19 protein-coding genes and 1 pseudogene are annotated in these 24,963 nt (G+C 72.8%); 13 read left to right on the top strand and 7 right to left on the bottom strand.

The window, feature by feature from the left end; translation table 11 throughout:
* Positions 1–4 precede the first annotated feature (4 nt).
* Genes ACIA77_RS32360 through ACIA77_RS32345 form a run of 4 tightly spaced genes read left to right on the top strand, consistent with a single transcriptional unit; the run spans position 5 to position 6,598 of the window.
* Complete coding sequence (locus ACIA77_RS32360; protein ID WP_395889817.1) at positions 5–835, top strand: urea amidolyase associated protein UAAP1; 831 nt, start codon at positions 5–7, stop codon at positions 833–835.
* Complete coding sequence (locus ACIA77_RS32355; RefSeq protein ID WP_395889816.1) at positions 832–1,452, top strand: urea amidolyase associated protein UAAP2; 621 nt, start codon at positions 832–834, stop codon at positions 1,450–1,452. Before ACIA77_RS32360 ends, ACIA77_RS32355 begins: the two co-directional genes overlap by 4 nt.
* Positions 1,449–4,994, top strand: a complete 3,546-nt coding sequence (gene uca / locus ACIA77_RS32350) for an urea carboxylase (RefSeq protein WP_395889815.1) — start codon at positions 1,449–1,451, stop codon at positions 4,992–4,994. The genes ACIA77_RS32355 and uca overlap by 4 nt, the downstream gene beginning before the upstream one ends.
* On the top strand, positions 4,991–6,598 hold the full coding sequence (locus tag ACIA77_RS32345) for an allophanate hydrolase (protein ID WP_395889813.1): 1,608 nt from the start codon (positions 4,991–4,993) through the stop codon (positions 6,596–6,598). The genes uca and ACIA77_RS32345 overlap by 4 nt, the downstream gene beginning before the upstream one ends.
* 52 nt (positions 6,599–6,650) lie before the next feature.
* On the opposite strand, the gene ACIA77_RS32340 is transcribed toward ACIA77_RS32345, so the two are convergent.
* Positions 6,651–7,217: a TetR/AcrR family transcriptional regulator gene (locus tag ACIA77_RS32340; protein WP_395889812.1), complete on the bottom strand. Its 567-nt coding sequence runs from the start codon at positions 7,215–7,217 to the stop codon at positions 6,651–6,653.
* 212 nt (positions 7,218–7,429) lie between these two features.
* On the opposite strand from ACIA77_RS32340, the gene ACIA77_RS32335 reads away from it, so the two are divergent.
* The 4 genes from ACIA77_RS32335 (at position 7,430) to ACIA77_RS32320 (ending at position 11,710) form a co-directional block, all read left to right on the top strand.
* A complete protein-coding gene (locus tag ACIA77_RS32335) occupies positions 7,430–7,894 on the top strand; it encodes a (2Fe-2S)-binding protein (RefSeq protein WP_395889810.1) in 465 nt (154 codons plus the stop codon).
* Complete coding sequence (locus ACIA77_RS32330; protein WP_395889809.1) at positions 7,881–8,843, top strand: FAD binding domain-containing protein; 963 nt, start codon at positions 7,881–7,883, stop codon at positions 8,841–8,843. Before ACIA77_RS32335 ends, ACIA77_RS32330 begins: the two co-directional genes overlap by 14 nt.
* Complete coding sequence (locus ACIA77_RS32325; protein ID WP_395889808.1) at positions 8,840–11,014, top strand: xanthine dehydrogenase family protein molybdopterin-binding subunit; 2,175 nt, start codon at positions 8,840–8,842, stop codon at positions 11,012–11,014. Before ACIA77_RS32330 ends, ACIA77_RS32325 begins: the two co-directional genes overlap by 4 nt.
* 114 nt (positions 11,015–11,128) lie before the next feature.
* On the top strand, positions 11,129–11,710 hold the full coding sequence (locus tag ACIA77_RS32320) for a cadmium resistance transporter (RefSeq protein WP_395889807.1): 582 nt from the start codon (positions 11,129–11,131) through the stop codon (positions 11,708–11,710).
* Positions 11,711–12,188: 478 nt separating this feature from the next.
* Here ACIA77_RS32320 and ACIA77_RS32315 read toward each other — a convergent pair whose 3' ends face one another.
* Both ACIA77_RS32315 and ACIA77_RS32310 read right to left on the bottom strand, forming a co-directional pair.
* Positions 12,189–12,503, bottom strand: a complete 315-nt coding sequence (locus ACIA77_RS32315) for a hypothetical protein (protein ID WP_395889806.1) — start codon at positions 12,501–12,503, stop codon at positions 12,189–12,191.
* A gap of 91 nt (positions 12,504–12,594) precedes the next feature.
* Positions 12,595–13,779: a serine aminopeptidase domain-containing protein gene (locus tag ACIA77_RS32310; protein ID WP_395889805.1), complete on the bottom strand. Its 1,185-nt coding sequence runs from the start codon at positions 13,777–13,779 to the stop codon at positions 12,595–12,597.
* A 56-nt stretch (positions 13,780–13,835) separates the two neighbouring features.
* Here ACIA77_RS32310 and ACIA77_RS32305 point away from each other — a divergent pair, with 56 nt between their 5' ends.
* Positions 13,836–14,369 (top strand): helix-turn-helix domain-containing protein, encoded by a 534-nt coding sequence (locus ACIA77_RS32305; RefSeq protein ID WP_395889804.1) that lies wholly within the window; start codon positions 13,836–13,838, stop codon positions 14,367–14,369.
* Positions 14,370–14,613: 244 nt separating this feature from the next.
* Positions 14,614–15,031: pseudogene (locus ACIA77_RS32300) on the top strand (VIT1/CCC1 transporter family protein); the annotation flags it as partial.
* Between the two features lie 74 nt (positions 15,032–15,105).
* Here ACIA77_RS32300 and ACIA77_RS32295 read toward each other — a convergent pair.
* Positions 15,106–16,128 (bottom strand): LLM class flavin-dependent oxidoreductase, encoded by a 1,023-nt coding sequence (locus ACIA77_RS32295; protein WP_395889803.1) that lies wholly within the window; start codon positions 16,126–16,128, stop codon positions 15,106–15,108.
* A 67-nt stretch (positions 16,129–16,195) separates the two neighbouring features.
* Between ACIA77_RS32295 and ACIA77_RS32290 the strand changes: the two genes are divergently transcribed.
* A complete protein-coding gene (locus tag ACIA77_RS32290) occupies positions 16,196–19,312 on the top strand; it encodes an NACHT domain-containing protein (protein WP_395889802.1) in 3,117 nt (1,038 codons plus the stop codon).
* A 44-nt stretch (positions 19,313–19,356) separates the two neighbouring features.
* Here ACIA77_RS32290 and ACIA77_RS32285 read toward each other — a convergent pair whose 3' ends face one another.
* On the bottom strand, positions 19,357–20,733 hold the full coding sequence (locus ACIA77_RS32285) for an MFS transporter (protein ID WP_395889801.1): 1,377 nt from the start codon (positions 20,731–20,733) through the stop codon (positions 19,357–19,359).
* 510 nt (positions 20,734–21,243) lie between these two features.
* Between ACIA77_RS32285 and ACIA77_RS32280 the strand changes: the two genes are divergently transcribed.
* Positions 21,244–21,732: a MarR family winged helix-turn-helix transcriptional regulator gene (locus ACIA77_RS32280; RefSeq protein ID WP_395889800.1), complete on the top strand. Its 489-nt coding sequence runs from the start codon at positions 21,244–21,246 to the stop codon at positions 21,730–21,732.
* A gap of 8 nt (positions 21,733–21,740) precedes the next feature.
* On the opposite strand, the gene ACIA77_RS32275 is transcribed toward ACIA77_RS32280, so the two are convergent.
* Positions 21,741–23,489 carry a chloride channel protein gene (locus ACIA77_RS32275; RefSeq protein ID WP_395889799.1) on the bottom strand — a complete coding sequence of 583 codons (1,749 nt, stop codon included), beginning with the start codon at positions 23,487–23,489 and terminating at the stop codon, positions 21,741–21,743.
* 260 nt (positions 23,490–23,749) lie between these two features.
* Here ACIA77_RS32275 and ACIA77_RS32270 point away from each other — a divergent pair, with 260 nt between their 5' ends.
* Positions 23,750–24,094 (top strand): hypothetical protein, encoded by a 345-nt coding sequence (locus tag ACIA77_RS32270; RefSeq protein ID WP_395889798.1) that lies wholly within the window; start codon positions 23,750–23,752, stop codon positions 24,092–24,094.
* Here the strand turns inward: ACIA77_RS32270 and ACIA77_RS32265 are convergent.
* Positions 24,084–24,959, bottom strand: a complete 876-nt coding sequence (locus ACIA77_RS32265) for a DMT family transporter (RefSeq protein WP_395889797.1) — start codon at positions 24,957–24,959, stop codon at positions 24,084–24,086. The genes ACIA77_RS32270 and ACIA77_RS32265 overlap by 11 nt on opposite strands.
* Positions 24,960–24,963 lie beyond the last annotated feature (4 nt).

The raw sequence follows: 24,963 nt of genomic DNA, 5'->3' as shown, positions 1-24,963 counted from the left end.
CCGCATGAGCACCGCGACCACCCACGGCGCGCGCGACCACGCCCGCGCCCAGGCCGGCACGGTCGTCGACACGATGCCGACGATCCCGGCGAGCACCTTCCCCGATCCACCCGGCGGCGTCGATCCCGCTGCGCTGACCTGGGCCGAAACCGTCGCCCCCGGCGGGTACACGCACAAGGTGCTGGCCCGCGGCACCCGGCTGCGGCTCACCGACCCCGCCGGCGACGCGTGCGCGCACCTGCTGCTGTTCAACGCCGACCAGCCGTGGGAACGGCTCAACGTCGCCGACACCGTCAAGGTGCAGTGGAACGCCTACCTCGGCGAATCCGGCACACTGCTGTCGGACCAGGCCCGCGTGCTCGCGACCGTGGTCACCGACTCCAGCGGCCGGCACGACGCGCTGTGCGGAACCTCCACTGTGGACGGGAACACCGTCCGCTACGGCGCCGGCTCCCCGGAAAGCGCCTCCCCGGCCGGGCTGCCCCTGTTCACCCTGGCCGCGGCCAAGCACGGACTCGGTCCGCGTGACCTCCCACCGAGCCTGTCCTTCTTCCAGGGCGTGCGCGTCACGTCCGAAGGCGAGCTCGAGTTCACCGGCTCGGCCGGCCCCGGCCGGTCGGTGGAGCTGCGCCTCGAGCTCCCCGCGGTGGTGCTGCTGGCCAACGTCGCCCACCCGCTCGACCCGCGCCCGGACTACGCCGTGACGCCGCTGCAGGTCCTGGCCTGGCGCGACCGGCCGGCCACTCCGGACAGTCCGCAGTGGACCCACACGCCGGAATCCCGGCGGGCGTTCGAGAACACCGCCGACTACCTCACCGCCAGGGGGCTCGCATGACCACGACCGTGCTCGACGTCGAAGTTCCCGCGCGGGCGCCGTTCTCCACGGTGCTGAGCCGCGGCCAGGAGCTGACCATCGTCGACCTCGGCGGGAACCAGGCCGTCGACTTCCTCTGCTACGACGCGACCGACACCTCGAAGCGCTACAGCGCGCCGGCGACGATCACCGCTCAGCGCAGCATCTTCCTCACCACCGGCAGCGTGCTGCGCACCGCGGAGGGCGCACCGCTGCTCACCGTCGTCGCCGACACCTGCGGCCGCCACGACACGCTCGGCGGCGCCTGCAGCAAGGAGTCCAACACCCTGCGCTACGGGCAGCACACCCGGTTCCAGCACGCGTGTGTCGAGAACTTCCTGATCGAGGGCGCCCGCTGGGGCCTCGGGAAACGCGATCTGGTCAGCAACATCAACTGGTACATGAACGTGCCGGTCGAGGCCGACGGCACGCTCGGCATCGTCGACGGGCTCTCCGCGCCCGGGCTCGAAGTCCGGCTGCGCGCCGAGACCGACGTGCTCGTGCTGGTGTCGAACTGCCCGCAGATCAACAACCCCTGCAACGGCTTCGACCCGACGCCCGTGCGGATGGTCGTCACGGAGCCGGAGCGTGCGGCGTGAAACTCCTGGTCGCCAATCGCGGCGAGATCGCGGTCCGCATCCTGCGCAGCGCCCGCGAGCTGGGCATCCCGGCCGTGGCAGTATACTCGGACGCCGACCGCACCGCGCCGCACGTCCGGCTCGCCGGCGAGGCCGTCCGGCTGGGGCCCGCTCCCGCGGCCGAAAGCTACCTGCGCGCCGACGCGATCGTGCGCGCGGCCCTCGACACCGGCGCCGACGCGATCCACCCCGGATACGGCTTCCTGTCGGAGGACACCGCGTTCGCCCGCGCGTGCGAAGCGGCGGGCATCGCGTTCGTCGGCCCGGCGCCGAGGCACCTGGACGTGTTCGGCAGCAAGCACACCGCACGCGAGGCCGCGATCGCCGCCGGTGTCCCGCTGCTGCCCGGCACGGGCCTGCTCACCGACGTCGACGAGGCCCTCGCACGCGCCGCGGAGATCGGCTACCCGGTGATGCTCAAGGCGACCGGCGGCGGGGGCGGGATCGGCATGCGGGCGTGCGCGACGCCCGCCGAGCTGAGCGCCGCGTGGGAAACCGTGCGCGGTCTCGCGGCCAAGAGCTTCGCCAGCACCGGCGTGTTCCTCGAACGGCTGGTGACGAGCGCGCGCCACGTCGAGGTGCAGGTGTTCGGCGACGGCGCCGGCCGCGTCCTCGCGCTCGGCACCCGCGACTGCTCGCTGCAGCGGCGCAACCAGAAGGTCGTCGAGGAGTGCCCGGCGCCGGACCTGCCGGACGCGGTGCGCCGGCAGCTCGTCGACTCCGCCGTGGCGCTGTGCGAGTCGGTCCGCTACCGCTCGGCCGGCACCGTCGAATTCGTCTACGACCCCGGCCACGGCGAGGCGGCGTTCCTCGAGGTCAACACACGGCTTCAGGTCGAGCACCCGGTGACCGAAGCGGTGTACGGCGTGGACCTGGTCGAGTGGATGCTGCGGCTCGCCCAAGGCGACCAGAGCATGTTCACCGCGGTCCCCGAACCCCGCGGCCACGCGATCGAGGCGCGCGTCTACGCCGAGGACCCGAGCGCCGGCCACCGGCCGAGCGCGGGCCTGGTGACCGGGGTGACGCTGCCGGACGTCCGCGTGGACACCTGGGTCGAGGCGGGCACGACGATCACCACGCACTACGACCCCCTGCTGGCCAAGGTGATCTGCACCGGCACCGACCGCGTCGCCGCGCTGGCGGCGCTGCGCACCGCGCTCGCCGCGACGGCGGTCCACGGGGTGCGCACCAACCTCGGCCAGCTGCGCGCCGCCGCCGACGCCCCGGCGTTCACCGCCGCCCGGCACGACACCGCCACGCTCGACGGCATCACCGACGACGAGCCGCGCGTCGAGGTCGTGCGCGGCGGGACGGCGACCACCGTGCAGGAGTGGCCCGGCCGCACCGGGTTCTGGCACGTCGGGGTGCCCCCGTCGGGCCCGATGGACGACCTGTCCTTCCGCCTCGGCAACCTCGCGCTCGGCAACCCCGAAGGCACCGCGGGTCTCGAGTGCACCGTGGACGGCGTCACGCTGCGGTTCACCGCGCCGACGACCGTGTGCGTGACCGGGGCCGACGCGCCCGTGACCGTCGACGGTGCCGACGCTCCCTTGTGGACGCCCATCGTCGTCCCCGCCGGCGCCACCCTGGACGTCGGCACCGGCACCGCCGGGTTGCGCAGTTACGTGCTGGTGCGCGGCGGCCTCGCCGTGCCCGAGTTCCTGGGCAGCGCCGCGACGTTCACGCTGGGCCGGTTCGGCGGCCACGCCGGCCGCGCGCTCGCCGCCGGTGACGTGCTGACGCCCGGTCCCGAACCCGCCGACCCGGTCGCCGGCGCCGTCCCCGCCGGCGACCGACCCGCTCTGGGTGCACAGTGGACGATCGGCGCGCTGGAAGGCCCGCACGCGGCCCCGGAGTTCTTCACCCCGGAGGACATCGAGACCTTCTACCGCACCGGCTGGGAGGTGCACTTCAACTCCGCGCGCACCGGTGTCCGGCTCGTCGGCCCGCGCCCGGCCTGGGCGCGCGAGGACGGCGGCGAGGCCGGGCTGCACCCGTCCAACATCCACGACACGCCGTACTCGATCGGCGCCGTGGACTACACCGGAGACCTGCCGATCCTGCTCGGCCCCGACGGCCCGAGCCTCGGCGGGTTCGTCTGCCCCGCCACGGTGGCCACCGGCGAGCGCTGGAAACTCGGCCAGCTGCGCCCGGGTGACACCGTGCGGTTCGTGCCGATCGACGCCGACCACGCGGCCGCGCTGCGGCGCAAGCCGGCGGTTCCGCTGCAGGCCACCCGTGAAACGCTCGGCGACGGCGGGGTGCTCGCCCGCCGCGCGGCCGGCGACGGCGAACCGGCCGTGACCTACCGCCGCAGCGGCGACGACAACCTGCTCGTCGAATACGGCGAGATGACCCTGGACCTAGCGCTGCGCCTGCGCGTCCACGCGCTGGCCGAACGGCTCGCGGCCGAAGGCGTGCCCGGAATCGTCGACCTCACGCCGGGCATCCGCTCGCTGCAGGTGCACGTCGATCCCGACGCGCTGCCCGTCGGCAAAGCGCTCGGCCTGGTGCGCGAACTGGAGGCCGACCTGCCCGGCACGGCCGACCTCGTGGTGCCGAGCCGGCAGGTGCGGCTCCCGCTGTCGTGGGACGACCCGGCGACCCGAGAAGCCATCGAGCGGTACATGACGGGAGTGCGCGACGACGCGCCGTGGTGCCCGTGGAACATCGAGTTCATCCGGCGGATCAACGGACTGGCCACAGTGGACGACGTGTACCGCACGGTGTTCGACGCGCAGTACCTCGTGCTGGGCCTCGGCGACGTCTACCTCGGCGCGCCCGTCGCCACGCCGCTCGACCCGCGCCACCGCCTGGTGACGACGAAGTACAACCCGGCCCGGACGTGGACCGCCGAGAACTCGGTCGGGATCGGCGGCGCCTACCTGTGCATCTACGGCATGGAGGGGCCGGGCGGCTACCAGTTCGTCGGCCGCACGGTGCAGGTGTGGAGCGGCTGGCACCAGCGCGGCGCGTTCGAGCCGGGTTCGCCGTGGCTGCTGCGGTTCTTCGACCGGATCTCCTGGTACCCGGTGTCCGCCGAGGAGCTGCTGGACCTGCGGGCGCAGGGCTCGGCCGGGCAGCTGGAGCTCGACATCACCGACGGCGAGTTCCGCCTCGCCGACCACCAGCGCTTCCTCGCCGACAACGCCGAGAGCATCGCGGACTTCCGCGCCGGCCAGGCCGCGGCGTTCGAGGCCGAACGCCGTGCGTGGGCCGCCGCGGGCGAGTTCGACCCGAAGCCCGAACCGGTCTCCCGGCCACCGGCCCGGGTGCAGGCGCCGCCCGGCGGGCACGTCGTCGAGGCACCGTTCGCCGCGACCGTCTGGCGGGTCGACGTCGAAGCGGGCACGCGGGTCCAGTCCGCGCAGTCCCTGGTCACCCTGGAGGCGATGAAGATGGAGTCGCGCATCCCGGCACCCGCCGGTGGCGAGGTGCTCGAGGTGCTGGTGTCCCCCGGCGACCAGGTCGCGCCCGGCACGCCCCTGGTGGTGCTGGCGTGATCCGCGAACGGGTCCGCGCGGCCTACCGCCGCATCGAGCAGGTGGACCGGCCGGAGATCTGGATCGACCTGCGCCCGGAGGACGAGGTGCTCGCCGAGGCCGCGGCCGTGCAGGCGCGCTTCGCCGCCGGAGAGCCGCTGCCGCTGTACGGCCGGCTCGCGGCGGTGAAGGGCAACATCGACGTCGCCGGCCTCCCGACGACCGCCGGGTGCCCGGCCTACGCGTACCGGCCCGCCGAGGACGCGCCGGTCGTCGCCCGGCTGCGGGCGGCCGGGGCGCTGGTCCTCGGCACGACGAACCTCGACCAGTTCGCCACGGGGCTCGTCGGCACCCGCAGCCCGTACGGCGCGGTGCGCAACGCCGTCGACCCCGCGTACATCTCGGGCGGGTCGAGCTCCGGCTCGGCCGTGGCCGTCGCGCTCGGCATCGCCGACGTGGCCCTGGGTACCGACACCGCCGGATCCGGCCGGGTGCCGGCGGCGCTGAACGGGATCGTCGGCCTGAAGCCGACCCCCGGGCTGGTGCCCACCGGCGGGGTCGTGCCCGCCTGCCGCAGCATCGACTGCGTGTCGATCTTCGCGCGGACGGTCGCCGAGGCCGAGCTGACGCTGCGGTGCCTGGCCACCCCGGGGTTCGGGGACGCGGGCACGCCGTTCCGGCTCGGCGTGCCCGCGTGGACGGGCCCGCTCCGGGACGGCTGGGCCGAAGCCTTCGCCGCGGCCGTGGCGGACTACGCGGCCGCCGGTGCCACCGTGACCACGGTGGACCTGTCCCCGTTCCTCGCGGCGGCGCGGCTGCTGTATGAGGGTTCGTTCGTCGCCGAGCGCTACACCGCCGTGGGCGAGTTCCTCGAGAAGCACCCGGACGAGGTCGATCCGGCCGTGGCCGCCATCATCACCGCGGCGCGCGACCTCCCGGCACATCGGGTCTTCGCGGATCAGGCCACGCTCGCGGCGCTGAAAAGCGAAGCCGAAGCGGTGCTGTCCACAGTGGACGCGCTGCTCCTGCCCACCACGACGGGTCACCCGACACTCGCCGAAGTGGCCGCGGACCCGATCGGCGCGAACGCGGCGCTGGGCCGCTTCACGAACTTCGCCAACCTGCTCGGCCTGTGCGCGCTCGCCGTCCCCGCCGGCACCGTCGGCGGCCTGCCGTTCGGGGTCATGTTCGTCGGCCCGGCAAACGCGGACGCGAAGCTGGCAGCCCTGGCCCGGACCGTCGAACCGAGGGTCCGGCTCGCCGTCGTCGGCGCCCACCTGCGCGGCCAGCCCCTCAACCACGAGCTCACGAGCCGCGGGGGCCGGTTCGTCGCCGCGGTGTCGACCGCGCCCGAGTACCGGCTGCACGCGCTCGCCACCACGCCCCCGAAACCCGGCCTGGTCCGCGTGCCCGAAGGCGGCGCCGCGATCGCGGCCGAGGTGTGGGACCTGCCCGTGTCGGGTTTCGGGGCCTTCGTCGCCGCGGTGCCGGCCCCGCTGGCGATCGGCCGCGTCCGTCTCGCCGACGGGTCGGAGGTCTCCGGATTTCTGTGCGAACCGGCCGCGCTCGCGGGCGCGCCGGACATCTCCGGGAAAGGCGGCTGGCTCGCACACCTGCGTTCCTGAATGGCACCCCGGCTAGTCACATTGTGACCAGTGACCGCTGGTCACAATGTGACTAGTCGCCGGTGCGCATTCCGCCCCACAGCAGATCCACCAATTCGCCGGCCTGGCGTTTCCAGTCGTCGTCCGGTCGCAGGTACAGCAGACCGCCGAGCCCCCGCAGGAGGGTCGCGGTCGTGAGGTCCGGCCGGACGGTGCCGGCCGCGATGTTCGCCCGCAGCAGCCGGTCGACGGCGGCCACCAGCTGCTCGTAGGCGTGCCGCGGCAATTCGCCCGAACCCGACGGACGCGACAGGCGCAGGGCGTCCGCGAGACCGCGCTTGGTCATCATGTACTGGGTCAGGTGATCGGTCACCCAGGTGCGGAAAGCCTGTTCCGGTGGCAGGGATTCCAGCAGGTCGGGGACCACCTCGACGAGGTGGCACACCTCCCGGTCGTACACCGCGAGGATCAGCGCCTCCGGCGTCGGGAAGTGGCGGTAGACCGTGCCCACCCCGACGCCCGCCTCCTTGGCGAGCGCGTTGAACGACAGGTCCGCCGAGCGGCTCAGCGACTGCGCGGCCACGGCGAGGATCCGGTCGTGGTTGCGGCGGGTGTCCGCCCGGCGCGGGCTGACCGTCATGCGCGGTACCTCGAAGTCTCCGATGTGCGGTATGGCGGGGCATGGAGTTACTCCAGGTGACCCGCTTCGTTGCCAACCCGATTGTATTTGGCTAACCTCGGAAATACCGAAGCGGATAGGTATCCGGTACAACTCGGCGCGGTACGAACATTCCACCACACCACCACACACCGCAACGCGTCCCTTGGCGGACCGAGCGGGGAAGAGATCCAGTGGACATCTCGTTGGAAGTCAACGGCACCACCGAACGGCTCGACATCGATCCCGGCGTCACGCTGCTCGACGCACTGCGCGAGCGCCTCGGCGTGACCGGCCCGAAGAAGGGCTGTGATCGCGGCCAGTGCGGCGCCTGCACCGTGCACGTCGACGGCAAACCCGTCCTGTCGTGCCTCACCCTGGCGGCCACCGTGCGCCGCCCCGTCACCACGGTCGAAGGACTGTCCACTGAGGACGTCCTGCACCCCGTCCAGCAGGCCTTCGTGGACCAGGACGCGCTGCAGTGCGGGTTCTGCACGGCCGGGCAGCTGATGTCCGCGGCCGCCGCGGTGCGCGACGGCGTGGAGGACGTGCGCGAGTTCATGTCCGGCAACCTGTGCCGGTGTTCGGCGTACCCGAACATCGTCGCGGCCGTCGAGCAGACAGCCGAGCAGACGAGGCAGGCCGATGCGACCGTTTGAGCTGACCGCACCCACCACCGTCGACGCCGCCCTCGACGCGGGCGGCACGTTCCTGGCCGGCGGCACCACGCTGGTCGACCTGATGAAGCTCAACGTCCTCACGCCGGAGCGCGTGCAGGACATCAACGACCTCCCGCTGCGCGGCATCGACACCGCCGACGGGCTGCGCTTCGGCGCGCTCGAGCGCATGGGCGACATCGCGCGCCACGCCGGCGTGTACCCGGCGATCTCCCGCGCGCTGCTGCTCAGCGCCTCACAGCAGCTGCGGAACATGGCGAGCATCGGCGGGAACCTGATGCAGCGCACGCGGTGCTCGTACTTCCGCGACGTCGCCATGCCGTGCAACCGGCGCGAACCGGGCAGCGGCTGCTCCGCGATCGCGGGCGTGAACCGCATGCACGCGATCCTCGGCACCAGCGACTCGTGCGTGGCCACCCACGCCAGCGACGTCGCCGTGGCGCTCGTCGCGCTCGACGCCGAGGTGGAGCTGACCGGCAAAACCGGCAAGCGCACCGTGAAGCTCACCGACTTCTACCGCCTGCCCGGCGACACACCCGAGGTCGAGCACGACCTGGGACCCGGCGAGCTGATCACCGAGGTGCGGGTGCCGCGCCTCGACTGGGCGGAGAACTCGACCTACGTCAAGGTCCGCGACCGCCAGTCGTACGAGTTCGCGCTCGCCTCGGCCGCCGTGGCGCTGGACGTGCGCGACGGCGTCATCGCGGACGCCCGCGTGGCGGTCGGCGGCGTGGCGACCGTGCCGTGGCGGCTCACGGCCGTCGAAGAGGCACTGCGTGGCAAGCCGGCGACCGAGGAGTCGTTCGAGCAGGCCGCCGCACTGGCCGCCGACGGCGCGCGGCCGCTGCCGTTCAACTCGTTCAAGGTCTCCCTGGTGAAGCGCACCGTCGTGCGCGCGCTGGTGGAGCTGACCGAAGGGAGCCGTCGATGACCGACCGGCTCGACGCGCCGCTGAAGGTCACCGGGCGCGCGAACTACGCGATGGACCACACCTTCGACGGCATGGCCTACGGCTACGTCGTGGTCAGCACCGTGGCCCACGGCCAGGTGTCGGCCATGGACGTGACCGCGGCGAAGGACGCACCGGGGGTGATCGCGGTCTACACCCCGTTCGACCGGCTGGACCTGCGCACGCCGCCGATCTCGCCGATCATGGGCGAGACCTGGGTGCCGCTGCGCAACACCGACGTCGAGCACTACGGCCAGCCCATCGGGTTCGTCGTCGCGGAGTCGTTCGAGCAGGCGCGCGACGCGGCGCTGCTGATCGACGTCACCTACGACGAGAAGCCGGCCCTGCTCTCGTTCGACGACGGGCTCGCCTCGGCCGAGGACGCGCCGGAGTCGCGCGGCAACCCGCCGCAGATCGAGGTGCTGGCGGACGGCGTGGCGTCCATTGAGGACGTTTTCGCCGCCGCGCCGGTCGTGGTGGACCACACCTACCGGACCGCCACGCAGAACCACGCCGCGATGGAGCCGCACTCGGCCGTCGCGGTGTGGGACGGCAGCGAGCTCACCGTCTACACGGGCAACCAGGGCAGCAACCTCATCGCCACGGAGGTCGCGGGCGCCCTCGACCTCGAGGTGCCCGCGGTGCACGTGATCAACCCGTACGTCGGAGGCGCGTTCGGCGGCAAGGGCCGCACGTCGACGCCGGCGTTCCTCGCGGCCGCGGCGGCGAAGGCGCTGGGCCGGCCGGTGAAGGCGGCGCTGACGCGCGAGCAGGTCTTCACCGCGACGGCCACGCGCGCGGCGACGCTGCAGAAGATCACGATCGGGGCTGACCCCGATGGCACTATCCTGGGCCTGCGCCACGATTCGTGGTCGAGCACGCCGATGAGCCGGTCGTTCGTGGAGCCGACCTCGCACGGCACCTCGCGCGAGTGGTACGCCACGAAGAACCTGTCCATCAGCCAGAAGATGGTGCCGCTGAACATCCCGCCGACCACGTTCATGCGGGCGCCGGGTGAGGCGCCGGGCTCGTTCGCGCTGGAGAGCGCGATGGACGAGCTGGCCGTGGCGCTGGGCCTGGACCCGATCGAGCTGCGCAAGCGCAACAGCTCGCTGGCCCCTCCGGGCAAGGACCTGCAGTGGTCGAGCAAGCACCTAGACGAGTGCTTCGACGTCGGGGCGCGCGAGTTCCGGTGGTCGCAGCGGCGGCCGGGCGGGCACACCGACGGCGACTGGCTCGTCGGTGTCGGCATGGCGACGGCGATGTTCCCCGCGCTGCGCTTCCCGGCGACCGTCGGGATCACGCTCCACGCCGACGGCACGGCGGAGGTCGCCACCAGTGGCGCCGACCCGGGCACCGGCCTGCTGAGCGTGATGTCAGCGGTGGGTGCGGAGTCGCTCGACCTCGCGCCCGAGCGGATCACCCCGAAGCTGGGCGACTCGCAGCTCCCGCCGGGCGGCATGTCCGGTGGTTCCACGGCGACGGCGAGTGTCGGCACGGCGATCATGCTGGCGGCGAGCGAGGTGCTCGACTCGCTGGTGGCGCTCGCGTCCGCGCCGGGCGCGCCGTTCGAGGGCCAGGAGGTGACCTACGCCGACGGGCTCGTGCACGGCGACACCGCCACGATGCCCTTCGGCGAGCTGCTGCGCGCGGTCGGGCGGGATTCGGTGACCGCCACGGGGTCCTCCGCGCCCGGCGAAGAGCTGACGAAACACTCGTTCAGCTCGTTCGGCGCGCAGTTCTGCGAGGTCCGCGTGCACCGCCTCACCGGCGAGGCCCGCGTCTCCCGGCTGCTCGGCGTCTTCGACGGCGGCCGGATCATCAACGACAAGCTCGCCCGCAGCCAGATCAAGGGCGGCATGATCTGGGGCGTCTCCGCGGCGCTGCACGAGGCCCTCGAGCTGGACCCCAACGGGCGCTTCGCCAACGGCGACTTCGCGGGGTACCTCCTGCCGGTCAACGCCGACATCCCCGAGATCGGCGTCCACTTCGTCCAGTACCCCGACACGTTCCACAACGCCGTCGGGGCGCGGGGCATCGGCGAAATCGCCACGGTGGGCGTCGCCGCGGCCGTCGCGAACGCCGTCTACAACGCGACGGGCGTCCGCGTGCGCCACATCCCGATCATGATCGAGGACCTGCTGGTCGACTGACGCTGGTACAAAAAACGGCGGCCGGGCACCTGAGCCCGGCCGCCGTATCGCGTCGCGTTCACGCGCCGGGCGCGACCGGGACGGGCCGGGTCGCCGAACCGTAGAGTCGGCGGGGTGTCGATCGCCGGTCAGGCCGTGGGGCTCTTCGCCGTCACCAACGTCGACGACCTCCTCGTCCTGGCCCTGTTCTTCGGCCGCGGCTCGGACCGGCGCGCGACGTGGGCCGTCGTGGCGGGCCAGTACCTCGGCTTCGCGCTCATCCTGGCGGCCGCGGTCGCCGCGGCGTTCGGCGCGAGCTTCCTGCCCTCGGGGGTGCTCCCCTATCTCGGGCTGCTGCCGCTCGCGCTCGGCGTCCGCGCCGCGGTGCAGGCGTGGCGCCACCCCGTCGACGACGAGCAGCCGGCCGAGCGCGGCGGCCCGCGGGTGCTCGAGGTCGCCGCCGTGACCTTCGCCAACGGCGGCGACAACATCGGCGTCTACGTCCCGGTGTTCGCCACGGCGGGCCCCGCCGGCACGACGGGGTACGTCGCGGTCTTCCTGGTGCTGGTCGCGGTCTGGCTCGCCGCCGGACGCCACCTGGCCACCCGCCCGGCGATCGCCCGCACGCTGTCCCGGTGGGGCCACGTCCTCCTGCCCCTCGTGCTCCTCGGTCTCGGCCTGGCCATCCTCCTCGAGGGCGGCGCCTTCGGCTGGTGACGGCTCAGGGTGCTTCCGGAGCGCGAGTGGGCGCCAGCGCCGCGAAGTAGATCGCGGCCGGGTTGCCCCGGCTGCCAGCCGGGCAGGGGTCGATGGTGTCGATCTGCCGGAAACCGTGCCGTTCCCAGAAGGCTCGGGTGGCGTCGCAGGGCTCGTAACCCGCCGCGGCGTCGAGGGTTTGACTACAACGAGCTCGACGCCCTCGGCGGCGAGGCCGCGGAGCACGTGATCCAGCAGCCGGCTGCCGATCTCCCGGCCGCGCCGGCGCGCCGCCACGCCGATCCACGTGATCTCCGCCGATCGACGATCGCGAACCCCACCACACCCTCGACGACGGCCATCCACGCCGGCCGGCTCCGCAGCTCCGTGGACACTTCCCCGGCACGTCGGCCGTGAAGTACTCCGGCAGGCCCCGCACGACCTCGACGCACCCGCCAGCGTCCCGGGGCACGGCGCGGCGGACGGGCGAGCACGTCCCTCATCGTGACACCACGCCCCGCGGCCCCACCACGGGATTCAGTGCGGCGGTGCCGTGCCGTGCCAGGGCCACAGGCGCCGTGCCCGTCAGCTCGCCTGCGCCGGGCGAGCAGGTGACGGGTGAGACCGACACGAGGTCGTGGTAGTCGAAGTTCGCTTCGTGCCACGCCGTTGCCGCATCGACCCGGCTCCAACCCGACCCACGCGCGTCGTGGTGGAACCGCAACACCAGGTGCATGTCGGCATCGCCTGGTTCCGTGGTGGGCTGGTCGGTCGCCTCCAGCACGGCGAGCGGAATCCCCCGGATCCGGTTCACCTCCGCACACCATCGGGGCGTGCGCTCGCACGAGGCGGAGTTTCGCCACCACTGCCACCTCGTCGATGCGCAGGCCCGGCACCCGTGACAGCTACGCGCCCGTCCGCGCCACCCACTCCGCGACGTCCGCGATGACCGCCGTGTCCACGTGCCCCGGGCGCGCGTAGTCGGCCGGGGTCGAAGGGCCCTGGCCGGGCATGAACAGGTGGTCCAAGGTGGCGTAGACCTTGGACGTGACGCCGAGGCGGCCGGCGAGGCCGTGGAGCCAGCGGGACAGGTCGTCGGCGGTGGTGACCTGGTAGTCGCGGCCGCCTTGGGCGAGGAAGATCGGTGTGGTGAGGCGGGCGGTGGTGGCGACGGGGTCGTAGTCGCGCAGGTCGAGCCAGTAGGACGCGGGCCGGCCGAACGGGAGGTCGGCCGGCGGGGTGCGCGGCGTCAAGCGGGGGCTGTCCACGAGCGACGCCTGGCGGGCGAAGCTTTCCACAATGGACTCGTCGAGCCCGAGGTAGCGCGCGACGCGCACCGCGGCGTGGTGCATCGGCTGCGCGTCGCCGGCGAGGATCACCAGGCCGGCCACCGCCGGGTCCGCCTCGGCGACGCGCGGCGCGACCTTGCCGCCCATGCTGTGGCCGGCGACGAACACGCGCGTCACCCCCGGTTCGCGGCGCAGCACGTCCAGTGCCGCCAGCGCGAACGGCACGTATTCGTCCGTCATCGTGGACCCGGCGGCGTACTCGTGCGTGGTCTTGTCGAACCGCACCACCGCCACGCCACGGCTCGCGAGCCCCCACGCGAGGTCCTTGAGCGGCTTGTTCGGCCCGCTGCTCTCGTCGCGGTCGAACGGCCCGCCGCCCGCGAGCAGCACGACGCCGGCGCCACAGCCGGCCACCGGAGCCGTCACGGTCGCGCCGGCCGCGCCGAGCGTGATCTCCCGCTCGGTGAACGCCGACGCGTCCGCATAGGACGGTGGTGTCCACAGTGGATCGGCGGCGGGCGCGAGCCGGAGCCCGTGCACCGTTCCGCGCTCGTCCAGCGACATCACCACGCGGAATCCGCCCACCGGGACACTCACGCGCACCAGCCCGGCCGACCCCGGCTCCACCGTCGCGGGACCCGCGAGCACCGCGGGGCCGTGGGCCGCGACCGCCGTCCCCCACGCACTCCGCAACGCCCGGGGCGAGACCGCCGCCCGAAGGTCGGGCGCGAAGCGCGCCGCCGCCTCCTTGAACCGCTCGTCGATCAGCAGCTCCACGACCGCGTTCGCCACCGGCTCCACGTCCCCCACCTTTCTCACGTTTTGCGAACGGTAGCACGATGTGAGAACGTCGGACAGTGGATCCGCTGAAGCTCCTCGCCCACCCCGTCCGGGTCCGGATCGTGAACGCACTGCGCGGCGACCGGACCCTGACCACCGCCGACCTGGCGGCCCGGCTGTCCGACGTGTCGAAGGCGACCGTCTACCGCCACGTCGACGTGCTGGCCGACGCCGGCGTCCTCGAAGTCGCGGAAGAACGGCGTGTGCGTGGCGCGGTCGAGCGCCACTACCGGCTGCGCCAGGACCGCGCGACGATCGACCTCGACACCGCGCGCCGCATGACCGCCGAAGACCACCGCCGCGCGTTCACCAGCGCGATCGCCGCGCTCCTCGCCGAGTTCGACGCCTACCTCGGCCGCGACGCGGACCCGGTGGCCGACCTCGTCGGCTACCGCCAGCACGCGGTCTGGCTCGACGGCGCCGAACTCGAGGCCCTCATCGGGGACCTGCGCGCCGCCATCGCGCCCCGGCTCGCGAACGAAGCGCGCGCCGGGCGGACACGGTACCTGCTCAGCCCCATCCTGTTCCCGAACGAGCCGCCCGGCCCGTGATCCTTTGTGGACCGCCGCTCGCGAAAGTCCCCGCCCGGGACCAGGCTCACCGCCATGATCACACGCGAACCACCGCCGCCCGGCTGGAGCCACCGGCACCGCGACGTGTCCGGGGGCCGGCTGCGGCCCACCGTGTTCGGTGCCGTCGACGGCCTGGTCACCAACGCGGCCCTCATCGCCGGCCGGGGGCGGGCTGGAGCCGCACCCGATCGTGCTCACCGGACTGGCCGCCGGGGCGTTCTCGATGGACACCGGGGAGTACGTGTCGGTGACGAACCAGAACGAGCTCGTCCACGCGGAGGTCGCGCTCGAAGCCGAGATGCACGAGCGCTTCCCCCAGCAGGAGCACGACGAACTCGTCGAGCGGTTCACCTCGTACGGCGCCGATGCCGACACCGCGCAGCGCACGGCCCAAGCCGTCGCGAAGGATCCCGAGCGGGCGCTGTGGCTGCACACGCGCCAGGAACTCGGCGTCGACCCCCACGAACTGCCCTCACCGCTGCCGGCGGCGGGCGCGTCGTTCGCTGGGCGCGCTGCTGCCGCTGCTCCCCTACCTGCTGGGCGCGGGCACGCTGCTCGCCTCGCTCGTGGTGACGGGCGTGGCGCTGCTCGCGGGCGGCGCGGCGGTCGGCAAGCTCACCGGCCGCCCGCTCGGCCACTCCGGCGTGCGGCAGCTGCTGCTCGGCGCGCTCGCCGTCGCCGTCACCCACGGCATCGGCCGGCTGACCGCGCCGCGTCAGCGCCAGCCGAGCTCCGGCGCCACGTACTTGACGATGCTCTCGAGCACGTGCGCGTTGTACTCGACACCGAGCTGGTTCGGGACGGTCAGCAGCAGGGTGTCCGCGGCCTCGATGGCCTCGTCCTCCTTGAGCATCCGCGCCAGCTCGTCCGGCTCGGCCGCGTAGGACCGGCCGAAGATGGCCCGCGTGTTCTCGTCGATCATGCCGACCTGGTCGCGCGAGTTGCGGTCGCTGCCGAAGTACGCGCGGTCGAGGTCGTTGGTCAGCGCGAAAATGCTGCGGCTCACCGACACGCGCGGCTCACGCTCGTGCCCGGCTTCCTTCCACGCCTCGCGGTACGCCTCGATCTGCTTGCGCTGCTGGACGTGCAGCGGCTCACCGGTCTCGTCGTCCTTGAGCGTGGAGCTCTGCAGGTTCATGCCGAGCTTCGCGGCCCAGACTCCCGTGGCGTTGGAGCCCGAACCCCACCAGATGCGCTCGCGCAGGCCCTCGGAGTGCGGCTCGACCCGCAGCAGGCCCGGCGGGTTCGCGAACATCGGCCGCGGGTTCGGCTCGGCGAAGCCCTCACCTTCGATCACCTTGAGGAACACCTCGGCGTGCGTGCGCGCCATGTCCGACGCGTCCTGGCCCTCGGCGGGCTGGAAGCCGAAGTACCGCCAGCCGTCGATCACCTGCTCGGGGGATCCGCGGCTGATGCCGAGCTGAAGCCTGCCCCCGGAGATGAGGTCGGCCGCGCCCGCGTCCTCCGCCATGTACAGCGGGTTCTCGTACCGCATGTCGATCACGCCGGTACCGATCTCGATCTTCGAGGTGCGGGCGCCGATGGCCGAGAGCAGCGGGAACGGGCTGCCCGCCTGCCGCGCGAAGTGGTGCACGCGGAAGTACGCGCCGTCGACGCCGAGCTCCTCGGCCGCGACCGCGAGGTCGATCGACTGGTGCAGGAAGTCCGCCGCCGAGCGCGTCTCGGAGTGCGGGCTGTCCGACCAGTGGCCGAACGAGAGGAATCCAATGTTCTTCACGGCTGTAAGAGCGTACAGAGCCCCCGATTGATTCCCTCGCGCGGCAGAGGTCACGTGCTCGCACCACGTGGGCGCACCGGCTAAGCTGCCACCGAACGGATGGAGTCACTCTGGGGGTGCCGTCGTCGATCCGCTCTCGTCCGCGTTGGTGGCCGCGCTGGGCGCCACCTTCTCCGCGCTGTACCAGTGGGGCGTCGAACGCGGCGCCGATCGCCTGACGTCCCAGCGGCGCGCCCGCGCGCTGGGCGACCCGCACCGGCAACTGGTCGCCGCCGAGGAAGACCTGGCCGACCTGCGCCGCGTCGAGTTCGCGGGAGTGCCCGACGGCGAGTGGCAGGCCGCGGTCGAGGCCGTGGCCATCGCGCTCGACGCAGCCGACGTCGGCGGGCTCGTCCGCGACAACCCGTCCTTGCTCGTCGACGAGGACCGCCTGCGCGCCCGCGTCCACACCGCCGGCGGGCACGCGCTCGACACCGCCGTGCTCAGCACCGACGGAACCGCCGCCTTCCACCGCCTGCTCGACACGTGCTGCCGCCGGATCAGCCTCCGGGCGCGGGCGGTGGAAGAGGTCATGCGCGCGGTGCAGGCCGAGATGGCCGGCACCATCACCGAAATCCGCGACGCCGTCACCGATCTGCGCGGCCAGGAGGAGCGGCGGATCCGCGACCGCGCCGAAGCGTTCGAGCACGACTACCTCGACTACGTCGCCCGCAGTTACGCCACCTTCGAGCTGTTCCAGGTCGGGCCGGGCCGGGCGCCGGCGCGGCACGCGTTCTCCGAGTACTACGCCGCCCCTTCGGTGGCGCGGCAGGGCGGCACGGGGTCCGGCACCGCGCTGACCGGGGCCGGCACGAACACCGCTGTCGCGCTCGCCTCGGAACGGCGCGTGCTGCTGGTCGGCGGCGCCGGGGCCGGCAAGACGACGCTGCTGCAATGGCTCGCGCACACCGCCGCGACCGCCGACGCCGACCCGTGGTCGGGGGTGGTGCCGTTCTTCGTCCCGCTGCGCCAGTTCGCCGACCGCGGGCTGCCCGAACCCGAAGACCTCGTGCGCGTGACCGCTCCCCCGCTGGCGGGCGAGAAGCCCACCGGCTGGGTCAGCCGGCTGCTGCGGTCCGGGCGCGCGATGCTGCTGGTCGACGGCATGGACGAGGTCCTGCGGCCCCGGCGCGAAGAAGTGCGCCGCTGGCTCGCCGACCTGCTGCGCGGCTACCCCGAGGCCCGCTACGTCGTGAGCACGCGCCCGGCCGTGGTCGGGCCCGAGTGGCCCGTCCCCGAGGAACCCTTTCCCGCGTACGAGCTGCTGCCGCTGAGCGGGCGCGGCATGCGCGAGCTCATCGCGCACTGGTTCGGCGCCGCTCGCGCGGTGGAGACCGACGAGCTGCAGCGCGCCTGGCTCGCGGACTGCGAGGAACGGCTCGGCACGGCGCTCACGACCCGGCCCGACGTGCGGGGGCTGGTGTCGAGCCCGCTGCTGTGCTCGCTGCTGTGCGCGTTGTACCGGCGGGAGAACATGTACCTGCCGCAGAGCCGCAAGGACCTGCTGGACAAGGCGCTGAAGCTGCTGCTCGGCGAATGGGACACCCGGCGCGGCGTGCGGGTCGAGGACGAGCTGCAGATGTCGGAGAAGGAGAAGATCATCCTGCTCGAGCGGTTCGCGGCGCCGATGGTGCGCGGCGCGGAGCTGCTCGTGCACCCCGACGACGCGCGCAAGCGCTTCGAGCGGGCCATGTCGGGGCTGCGGTCGCAGGGCATCGAGCCCGAGCTCGTGCTGCGGCACCTGCTGGAACGCAGCGGTGTGCTGCGGCAGAACAACGTCGATCGCCGGATCTCCTTCGTGCACCGCACGTTCCGCGATTTCCTGGCGGCCGGCGAGTTCGTGAAGTCCGGCGAGATCGGGTACCTCGTCGACCACGCCCACGACGACGCGCTCAACGAGGTCGTGTTCATGGTCGCCGCCCAGGCCCGGGCCCGCGAAGCCGGCGATCTGCTGGCGCGGCTGCTGGAACGCGCACGCAGACGCGGCAACCGCGAGGTCGCCGACCGGCTGTGCCTGCTGGCGGCGGCCGCGATGAGTTACGTCGACGTGATCGAGCCCGAGCACGTGCGCACGGACGTGCTGGCCGCCGTCCGCGGCCTCATCCCGCCCGCCGGCTTCGACGAAGCCGAACTGCTCGCCAAGGCCGGCTCGTTCGTCATCGACCTGCTGCCCGGCCCCGCCGAGATCGGCCGCCACACGAGCGAGGACCCGGACCTGGTGGCCGCGCGCGTCATCCGCACCCTCGCCCTCATCGGCGGCGAGGAGTCGTGGGAGAAGATCCAGGCCTTCAGCCGCACCCACCGCGGTTCGGTCATCGACGAGCTCCTGCGCGCCTGGCGGCACAACGAGTACTCCGAGGAGTACGCGGCCACACTGCTGTCCACTGTGGAGTTCGGCGACTTCGTGCTGGAGGTCCACCGCTGGGACGTCCTGCGCCGCCTGCGCCACCTCCGGACGCTCACGGCCGTCCAGCTCGTCGGCGACGTCCCCCTCAACGACCCCGCGCGGAGCCTGCACCCGCTGCCCGAGCTGCCCGCGTTGCGCCACCTGGAGATCAAGTCCAACGACGTCGTCGACTCCCTCGACGGCCTGACGGACTGCGGCGCCCTGCGGTCGCTGTGGATCACCGGCTACAGCAGCGCGCTGACCGACCTGTCCGCGCTGGCCCGCATGCACGTCACCGACCTGCGCCTGCACGCCGGCACCCTCGACGCCATCACCGCACTGGCCACCCTCGGCGACGTCCGGCTCCCCCGGCTTTCCCTGCGCCACCGCAAGCTCGCCCACGGCCTCGAGTTGCTGCCCGAAGGCCTGTCCGTCGGCGAGCTCGTGCTGGACATGGGCCCGGACCAGCGCAACCTGCACGGCATCAGCCGCCTCGCCGACGTCACCACGGTCTCCGCGGCGGGCATCCCGTCGGTCGCCGAGGTGGACGAGCTGGCTTCGCTGCCGTCGTTGCGCACCGTGGTCCTCACGTCCGCCACGCCCATCCGCGACCTCGTCCGCTTGCGGCGGCTGGGTTCCCTGCGGATCGAACTGTCCGGCCTGACCCCAGCCGACGACCAAGCCGCCCGCGAAGCGCTCCCGGAAGCGGACCTGGTCCTGCACCTGGCCGAGCCGACGAAGACGACCACCGAACGCTGAGCCCAGCTTTTTGGCGTTACGACGACGACCGCCTCCAGACCGCCCTACTCCTCCCGCGGTGCCGACCCCGGCAACGGTTTCCGGGCCGATTCCCGCACGAAGTAGATGCACACGGCGCCGATCGCGCCCGCGATCATGAGGTACCAGGCGGGCCAGTTCAGGTCCCCGGTCGAGGAGACCAGGGCGCTCATCACCGTCGCCGTGGTGCCGCCGAAGAGGGAGACGGAGATGTTGAACGCGATCGACAGACCGCCGGCGCGGATGTGGGTCGGGTAGAGCGCCGGGAGGGTGGACGGGAGGATCGCGGAGAACAGCACCAGGACCAGGCCCATGATCAGCAGGCCGAAGAACGTCGCGGTGTTGCCGCCCGTGCGCACGAGCAGCACGGCGGGCAGCGAGAGCACGATGAGGCCCGCGCAGCCGACCATGACGACCGGGCGGCGGCCCACCTTGTCCGACAGCCGGCCGATGAACGTGATCACCACCATGAGCAGCACGAGCACCACGATCTGCAGGATCTCCGACGCCGTCTTGGAGATGCCCGTGTGGCGGGCCGGGAGGGTTTCGATCAGGTACGTCGGCATGTAGCTGGTGAGCATGTAGTTCGCGACGTTCCACGTCAGCACCAGCCCGGCGCACAGCACCATCGCGGGCCAGTACTTCGTGAACACCGTTTTGAGCTCCGCCCCGAACGACTGGACCTGCTGCTGCGCCTTCTCCTTGTCCTGCAGCTGCGCGAACGCCGGCGACTCCTCGAGCCGCTGCCGCAGGTAGAGGCCGACGGCACCGAGCGGCAGCGCGAGCAGGAACGGGAGCCGCCAGCCCCACGTCAGGAGCTGCTCGTCGGACAGCACCGCGCTGAGCACGGTCGCGATCGTCGCGCCGAACGCGTACCCGGTGAGCGTGCCGAACTCCAGCCAGCTGCCGAAGAACCCGCGCCGGCGGTCGGGCGCGTACTCGGCGATGAACGTCATGGCGTTGCCGTACTCGCCACCCGTCGAGATGCCCTGGACCAGGCGGGCGAGCAGCACCAGCATGGGCGCCGCGAGGCCGATGGCGCCGTAGCTGGGGATGACGCCGAGGCCGAACGTGCCGAGCGCCATGAGGATCACGGTCAGCGACAGGACCTTCTTGCGCCCGATGCGGTCGCCGAGCGGCCCGAAGATCAGCCCGCCGAACGGCCGGATCAGGAACGAGACCGCGAACACCCCGAACGTGGCGATCTGCCCCGCCGACGTGGGCAGGTCCGTGAAGAAAACCTTCTGGATCGTGGTCGCCAGATAGCCGTAGACGCCGAAGTCGTACCACTCGGTGATGTTGCCGATCGCCGCCGCGCCGACCGCCCGTTTGATGACCGCGGGCTCGACGACCTGGACGTCACCACTAGGAACTCCGCCGTTCCCCTGCGTCTCCTCGACCATGAATCCACCTTCCGGCCACCACCCGTTCAGCGGCCGCGTACGAGTGTCCAACGAATCCGCGTACTTCGCTGACTCACAGCGGTCACTCCTGGTGAACGGGTGACGGATGCCTCACCCGAGCGGGACTGGGCGCGTTGATCAGGCGCCGGCCGGGAAAACTGTTGTGTATCAAGAACTGTTCGGGCGTCAGACGCGAACGCGGATCTTCTCTTTCGCATCCACACGTGTAGGCGGGTCGAAGCCGGGTAGCCCCCAGGTGGACTGGACCTGCGGAGCCGGGCCCGGAAGCCACGACCTGGCCGCGGCTCCGATCCCCGGCCGGGCGGTGACATCCCGAGTCACCGCCCGGCCCGCGCGCACCAAGTCCGCCGACGCTTCGCCTTCCGCCGACTACGTCCACGATGCCCGAAATCGGCTGAGCGGAAGCACATCACGCGGCCGGCTCCGTGCGGCCGCCGACACCCGCCTGATCACCGCGGCCCGGGATTCCCGGTGCGGCACACTGGAGCCATGGCCCGCCTCTCGACCGATGTGCCCGCCACCGCCGACGCGATCACCGACGCCGTGCTCACCGCTTCGCGGCTGCTCGTCGCCGTGTCCGCGCGATCGCTCGCGGCGGCCGGTGACCTCATCACGTTGCCGCAGTTCCGGGTGCTCGTGATCCTGCACTCGCGCGGCACGCTCAACCAGGCGGCGCTGGCCGAACTCGTCGGTGTCACCCCGTCGACGACGAGCCGCATGGTCGACCGCCTGGTCGCCGTCGGCATGGTGGTGCGTCAGGACAGCCCGTCGTCCCGGCGCGAGATCGTCGTCGAGCTCACCGGTGAGGGCGAGCGCGTCGTCCGCCTGGTCACCGAGCGCCGGCGTCGTGAGATCGCGCGGATCGTCGCGAAGATGCCCGAGGACGCGCGGCACGGCCTCGTCGAGGCGCTGACAGCTTTTGCCGAGGCGGGCGGCGAACCGCCCGCGAAGGATTCGATCGACGCCGCCTGGTTCTGACCACCGTCCTATTCGGACAGACCGGTGAGGACGGCCTGGTGGGTGAGCCAGCCCGTCAGCTCCCGGCCGGGGCCGAGGACCGGCAGGCCGGTGCCGGGCGCGTCGGCGAGTGCTTGCACCGCGTCCGCCAGGCTGGTCTCGCGCGTCACCTCCGGGGGCAGTTCGACCAGGTCGCCGGCAGTCCCCTCGTGGTCACTCGCGATCGCCTCCGCGACGGCGTGCGCGGTCACACACCCTTGGTACTCGCCGCCCGCGGTCACCGGGAGCACGCCGTGCCCGGACACCGCCAGCGCGTGCGCCGCCGCCGCGAGCGGCACCGCGGCGCCGAGCGGCTGCGGCAACGGCTCGACGACGCCGGCGACGGTCCGCCCGCCCAGCCGCCGCGCCGCCGGTGAACGGTCCAGGTCCACCCCGCGGCGGCGCAGTTTCAGCGTGTAGATCGTGTCGCGGCTCAGCGCGCGGCTGCACGCGGTCGCGATCACGATGGCGGTGAGCATCGGCAGGATCACCGTGTACTGCCCGGTGAGCTCGAACAGCACGATCACCGCCGTGATCGGCGCCCGGGCCGCCCCCGCGAACGCCGCGCCCATCCCGATCAGCCCGTAGACCCCCGGCGAGGCCGTCACCGAGGGCAGGCACGCGTGCACCACGATGCCGAACGCCGTGCCCGCCATCGCGCCGATGAACAGCGACGGCGCGAACACGCCGCCCGACCCGCCGATCCCGATCGTGAGGCTCGTGGCCAGCACCTTGCCGACGAGCAGCACGAGCAGGAACGCCAGCGCGTAGCGGCCTTCGACGGCGTTCTGCAGCACCGGGTAACCGACGCCGTACATCTGCGGCAGCACCAGCAGCAGCCCGCCGAGGACCACGCCGCCGACGGCCGGGCGCAGCCACTCGGGCCCGCGCCACAGCCGGTCGCACACGTCCTCGACCAGGTACAGCACGCGCGTGAACGCCACCCCGCACGCCCCGACCACCAGGCCGAGCACCACGAACAGCAGGTACTCGAGCGGGCTGGCCAGGCTGAACGCCGGCAGGTCCAGGAACGGGGTGTTCCCGAACACCGCCCGCCCCACCACGCTCGCCGTGACGCTCGCCAGCACGACCGCACCGAACGATTCGGCCGCGAAGTCCCGCAGGATCAGTTCCATCGCGAAGAACGGCCCGGCGAGCGGTGCGTTGAAGGTGGCCGCGATCCCGCCGGCCGCACCGCACGCGACCAGCACGCGCAACCGGGGTTCGGGCAGCCGCGCCACGCGCCCGAGCGTCGACCCGAGTGCCGAGCCGATCTGCACGATCGGCCCCTCCCGTCCGACGGACCCGCCGGAGCCGATCGTCAGCGCCGAGGCCAGTGCCTTCACCGCGCTCACCTGCGCCGGGATCCGCCCACCCCGCTCCGCGACGGCGAACATCACTTCGGGCACACCGTGGCCGCGGGCTTCGGGTGCGAACTTCTGCACCAGCGGCCCGTAGACCAGCCCGGCCACGACGGGCGCCAGCAGCAGGAACCACGGCCCGAGCGCGGGGAACCACGGGTGCGCGGCGCGGCCGGCCGCCGAGTAGTCGGCGTGGCCGGAGAACAGCCGCGTGAACGCGGTGATGAGCCACCGGAACACCACCGCGCCCACGCCGGCCCCGGCGCCGATCACCAGCGCGAGAGCGACGAGGCCGGCGGTGCGTTCACGCAGCCACCGCCCGAGCGGAAGACGGGCCGGCACGCGGGGGCGGGGCACTTCGTTGACGAGCGACACCATTGTAGTATGCAACACTTGCTGTGGACATCAATGGCGGTGTCGGCGTCCTCACACGAAGCGATCACTGCCCGTGGAACCGTTCCCGGCTCGCACTTCGGTGACCCGACGCACGGCGGAGCCCGCCGTCGCCAGTGGTTACGCGTCCGGCACCAGCGCGTCGTGTCGACGCTCGGGTCCGGTTCGGTGCTGGTCCCGCCATGCGAAACCGGTGCGTGGGCGGCCGATCCGCGGGTACCCGGCGCGGGAACCAGGAGGTGACCATGCCCGTGCTGACCCGCGCCCTCGGCGCCGCGACCGCGGCGTACGGGGCGACGACCATCGCTTTCCCCCGCGTGCTGGCGAAGCCGTGCGGCCTGCCCACGACCACGCCGGTGCGCACGCTCATCGCCGCGATCGGCGCGCGCGACACCGCGATCGGGCTCGCGATGGCGCTCGCGCCGGCCGGTGCGCCGCTGCGGACCGCAGTGAGCGCGCGGGTCGCGTCGGACACGGCGGACGCCGTCGTCTTCGGGCTCGGCCTGCCGGACCGGTCGGCGCGCCCGAAGGTCGTCGCCGCGGCGCTGGGCTGGGCGGCGTTGTGCGCCGTGTCGGCCTTCACGCGCTGACCGACGCCCGCGCGGCCTGCGGCGCCCGGTGGCTGAGCACCGTCAGTCCGGCCAGGAGCATCCCCAGACCGGCGCACTCGCCGGCCAGCGCCACGGGGCCCCGGTGCACGCGTTCACCCAGCCACAGCCAGCCGATGAGCACGCTGATGACCGGGTCGAGCGCGAGCATCAGCGCGAGCGCCGGCGAGAGCGCGACCTCGGCGCGAAAGGCGTTCTGGCTCAACAGGAATCCGCCGACACCGCACCCGATCACGGCGTACAGCGGCCAGCCGGTCACCGCCGCGAGCGGACCGCGGGTGAAATCGGCGGCGGCGAGTTTGGCCAGGCAAGCGGTGACGCCGAACAGTACCCCGGTCGCGACGGCGAGCGCGACTGCCCGGGGCTGACCGGGTTTGCGCGCCGCGAGCACCAGGCACAGCGCCAGCACTCCCGCGAGCACCGCGGCGAGTGGCACGACTTCGCCGAGCGTCAGCCGGTCCGCGCCCGACGAGGGCCGCGCCACGGCCACGAACACCGCGATCCCGCCGGCGGTCAGCGCGCTGCCGCCGAGCACCACACGGTCGGGCCGGCGCCAGGCGAGCACCGCGTCGACCAGCACCGCGAACACCAGTCCGAGCGCGAGCACCGGCTGCACGAGCACGAGTAGCCCGGTGCTCAACGCCACCCACTGCAGCACCACCCCGGCCCCGTTCGCGCCCAGGGAGGCGAGCCACTGCCGCTGCGTGACCAGCGACCGCACGATACCGACGCGGATCGCGCCGCGCTGCCCGGTTTCGCGCGCCGCGCGGTGCTGCAGGGCGCCGGTCGTGCCGAACGCCAGCGCACCCAGCACCACGGCCGGGACGGCGAGCCACCACGAACCCACTCGC

Source organism: Amycolatopsis sp. NPDC051903 (assembly GCF_044452505.1).
Classification (GTDB): domain Bacteria; phylum Actinomycetota; class Actinomycetes; order Mycobacteriales; family Pseudonocardiaceae; genus Amycolatopsis.
Note: the sequence above shows the minus strand (reverse complement) of the source record. Positions and strands in the feature narration are given on the sequence as shown.

Bases quoted from the DNA above. Each gene is read 5' to 3' on its own strand.
- ACIA77_RS32360 (WP_395889817.1), top strand. From the start codon at position 5: ATGAGCACCGCGACCACCCACGGCGCGCGCGACCACGCCCGCGCCCAG.
- ACIA77_RS32355 (WP_395889816.1), top strand. From the start codon at position 832: ATGACCACGACCGTGCTCGACGTCGAAGTTCCCGCGCGGGCGCCGTTC.
- ACIA77_RS32340 (WP_395889812.1), bottom strand. From the start codon at position 7,217: ATGACGGTCAGCCCGCGCCGGGCGGACACCCGCCGCAACCACGACCGG.
- ACIA77_RS32330 (WP_395889809.1), top strand. From the start codon at position 7,881: ATGCGACCGTTTGAGCTGACCGCACCCACCACCGTCGACGCCGCCCTC.
- ACIA77_RS32325 (WP_395889808.1), top strand. From the start codon at position 8,840: ATGACCGACCGGCTCGACGCGCCGCTGAAGGTCACCGGGCGCGCGAAC.
- ACIA77_RS32285 (WP_395889801.1), bottom strand. From the start codon at position 20,733: ATGGTCGAGGAGACGCAGGGGAACGGCGGAGTTCCTAGTGGTGACGTC.
- ACIA77_RS32280 (WP_395889800.1), top strand. From the start codon at position 21,244: ATGGCCCGCCTCTCGACCGATGTGCCCGCCACCGCCGACGCGATCACC.
- ACIA77_RS32275 (WP_395889799.1), bottom strand. From the start codon at position 23,489: ATGGTGTCGCTCGTCAACGAAGTGCCCCGCCCCCGCGTGCCGGCCCGT.
- ACIA77_RS32270 (WP_395889798.1), top strand. From the start codon at position 23,750: ATGCCCGTGCTGACCCGCGCCCTCGGCGCCGCGACCGCGGCGTACGGG.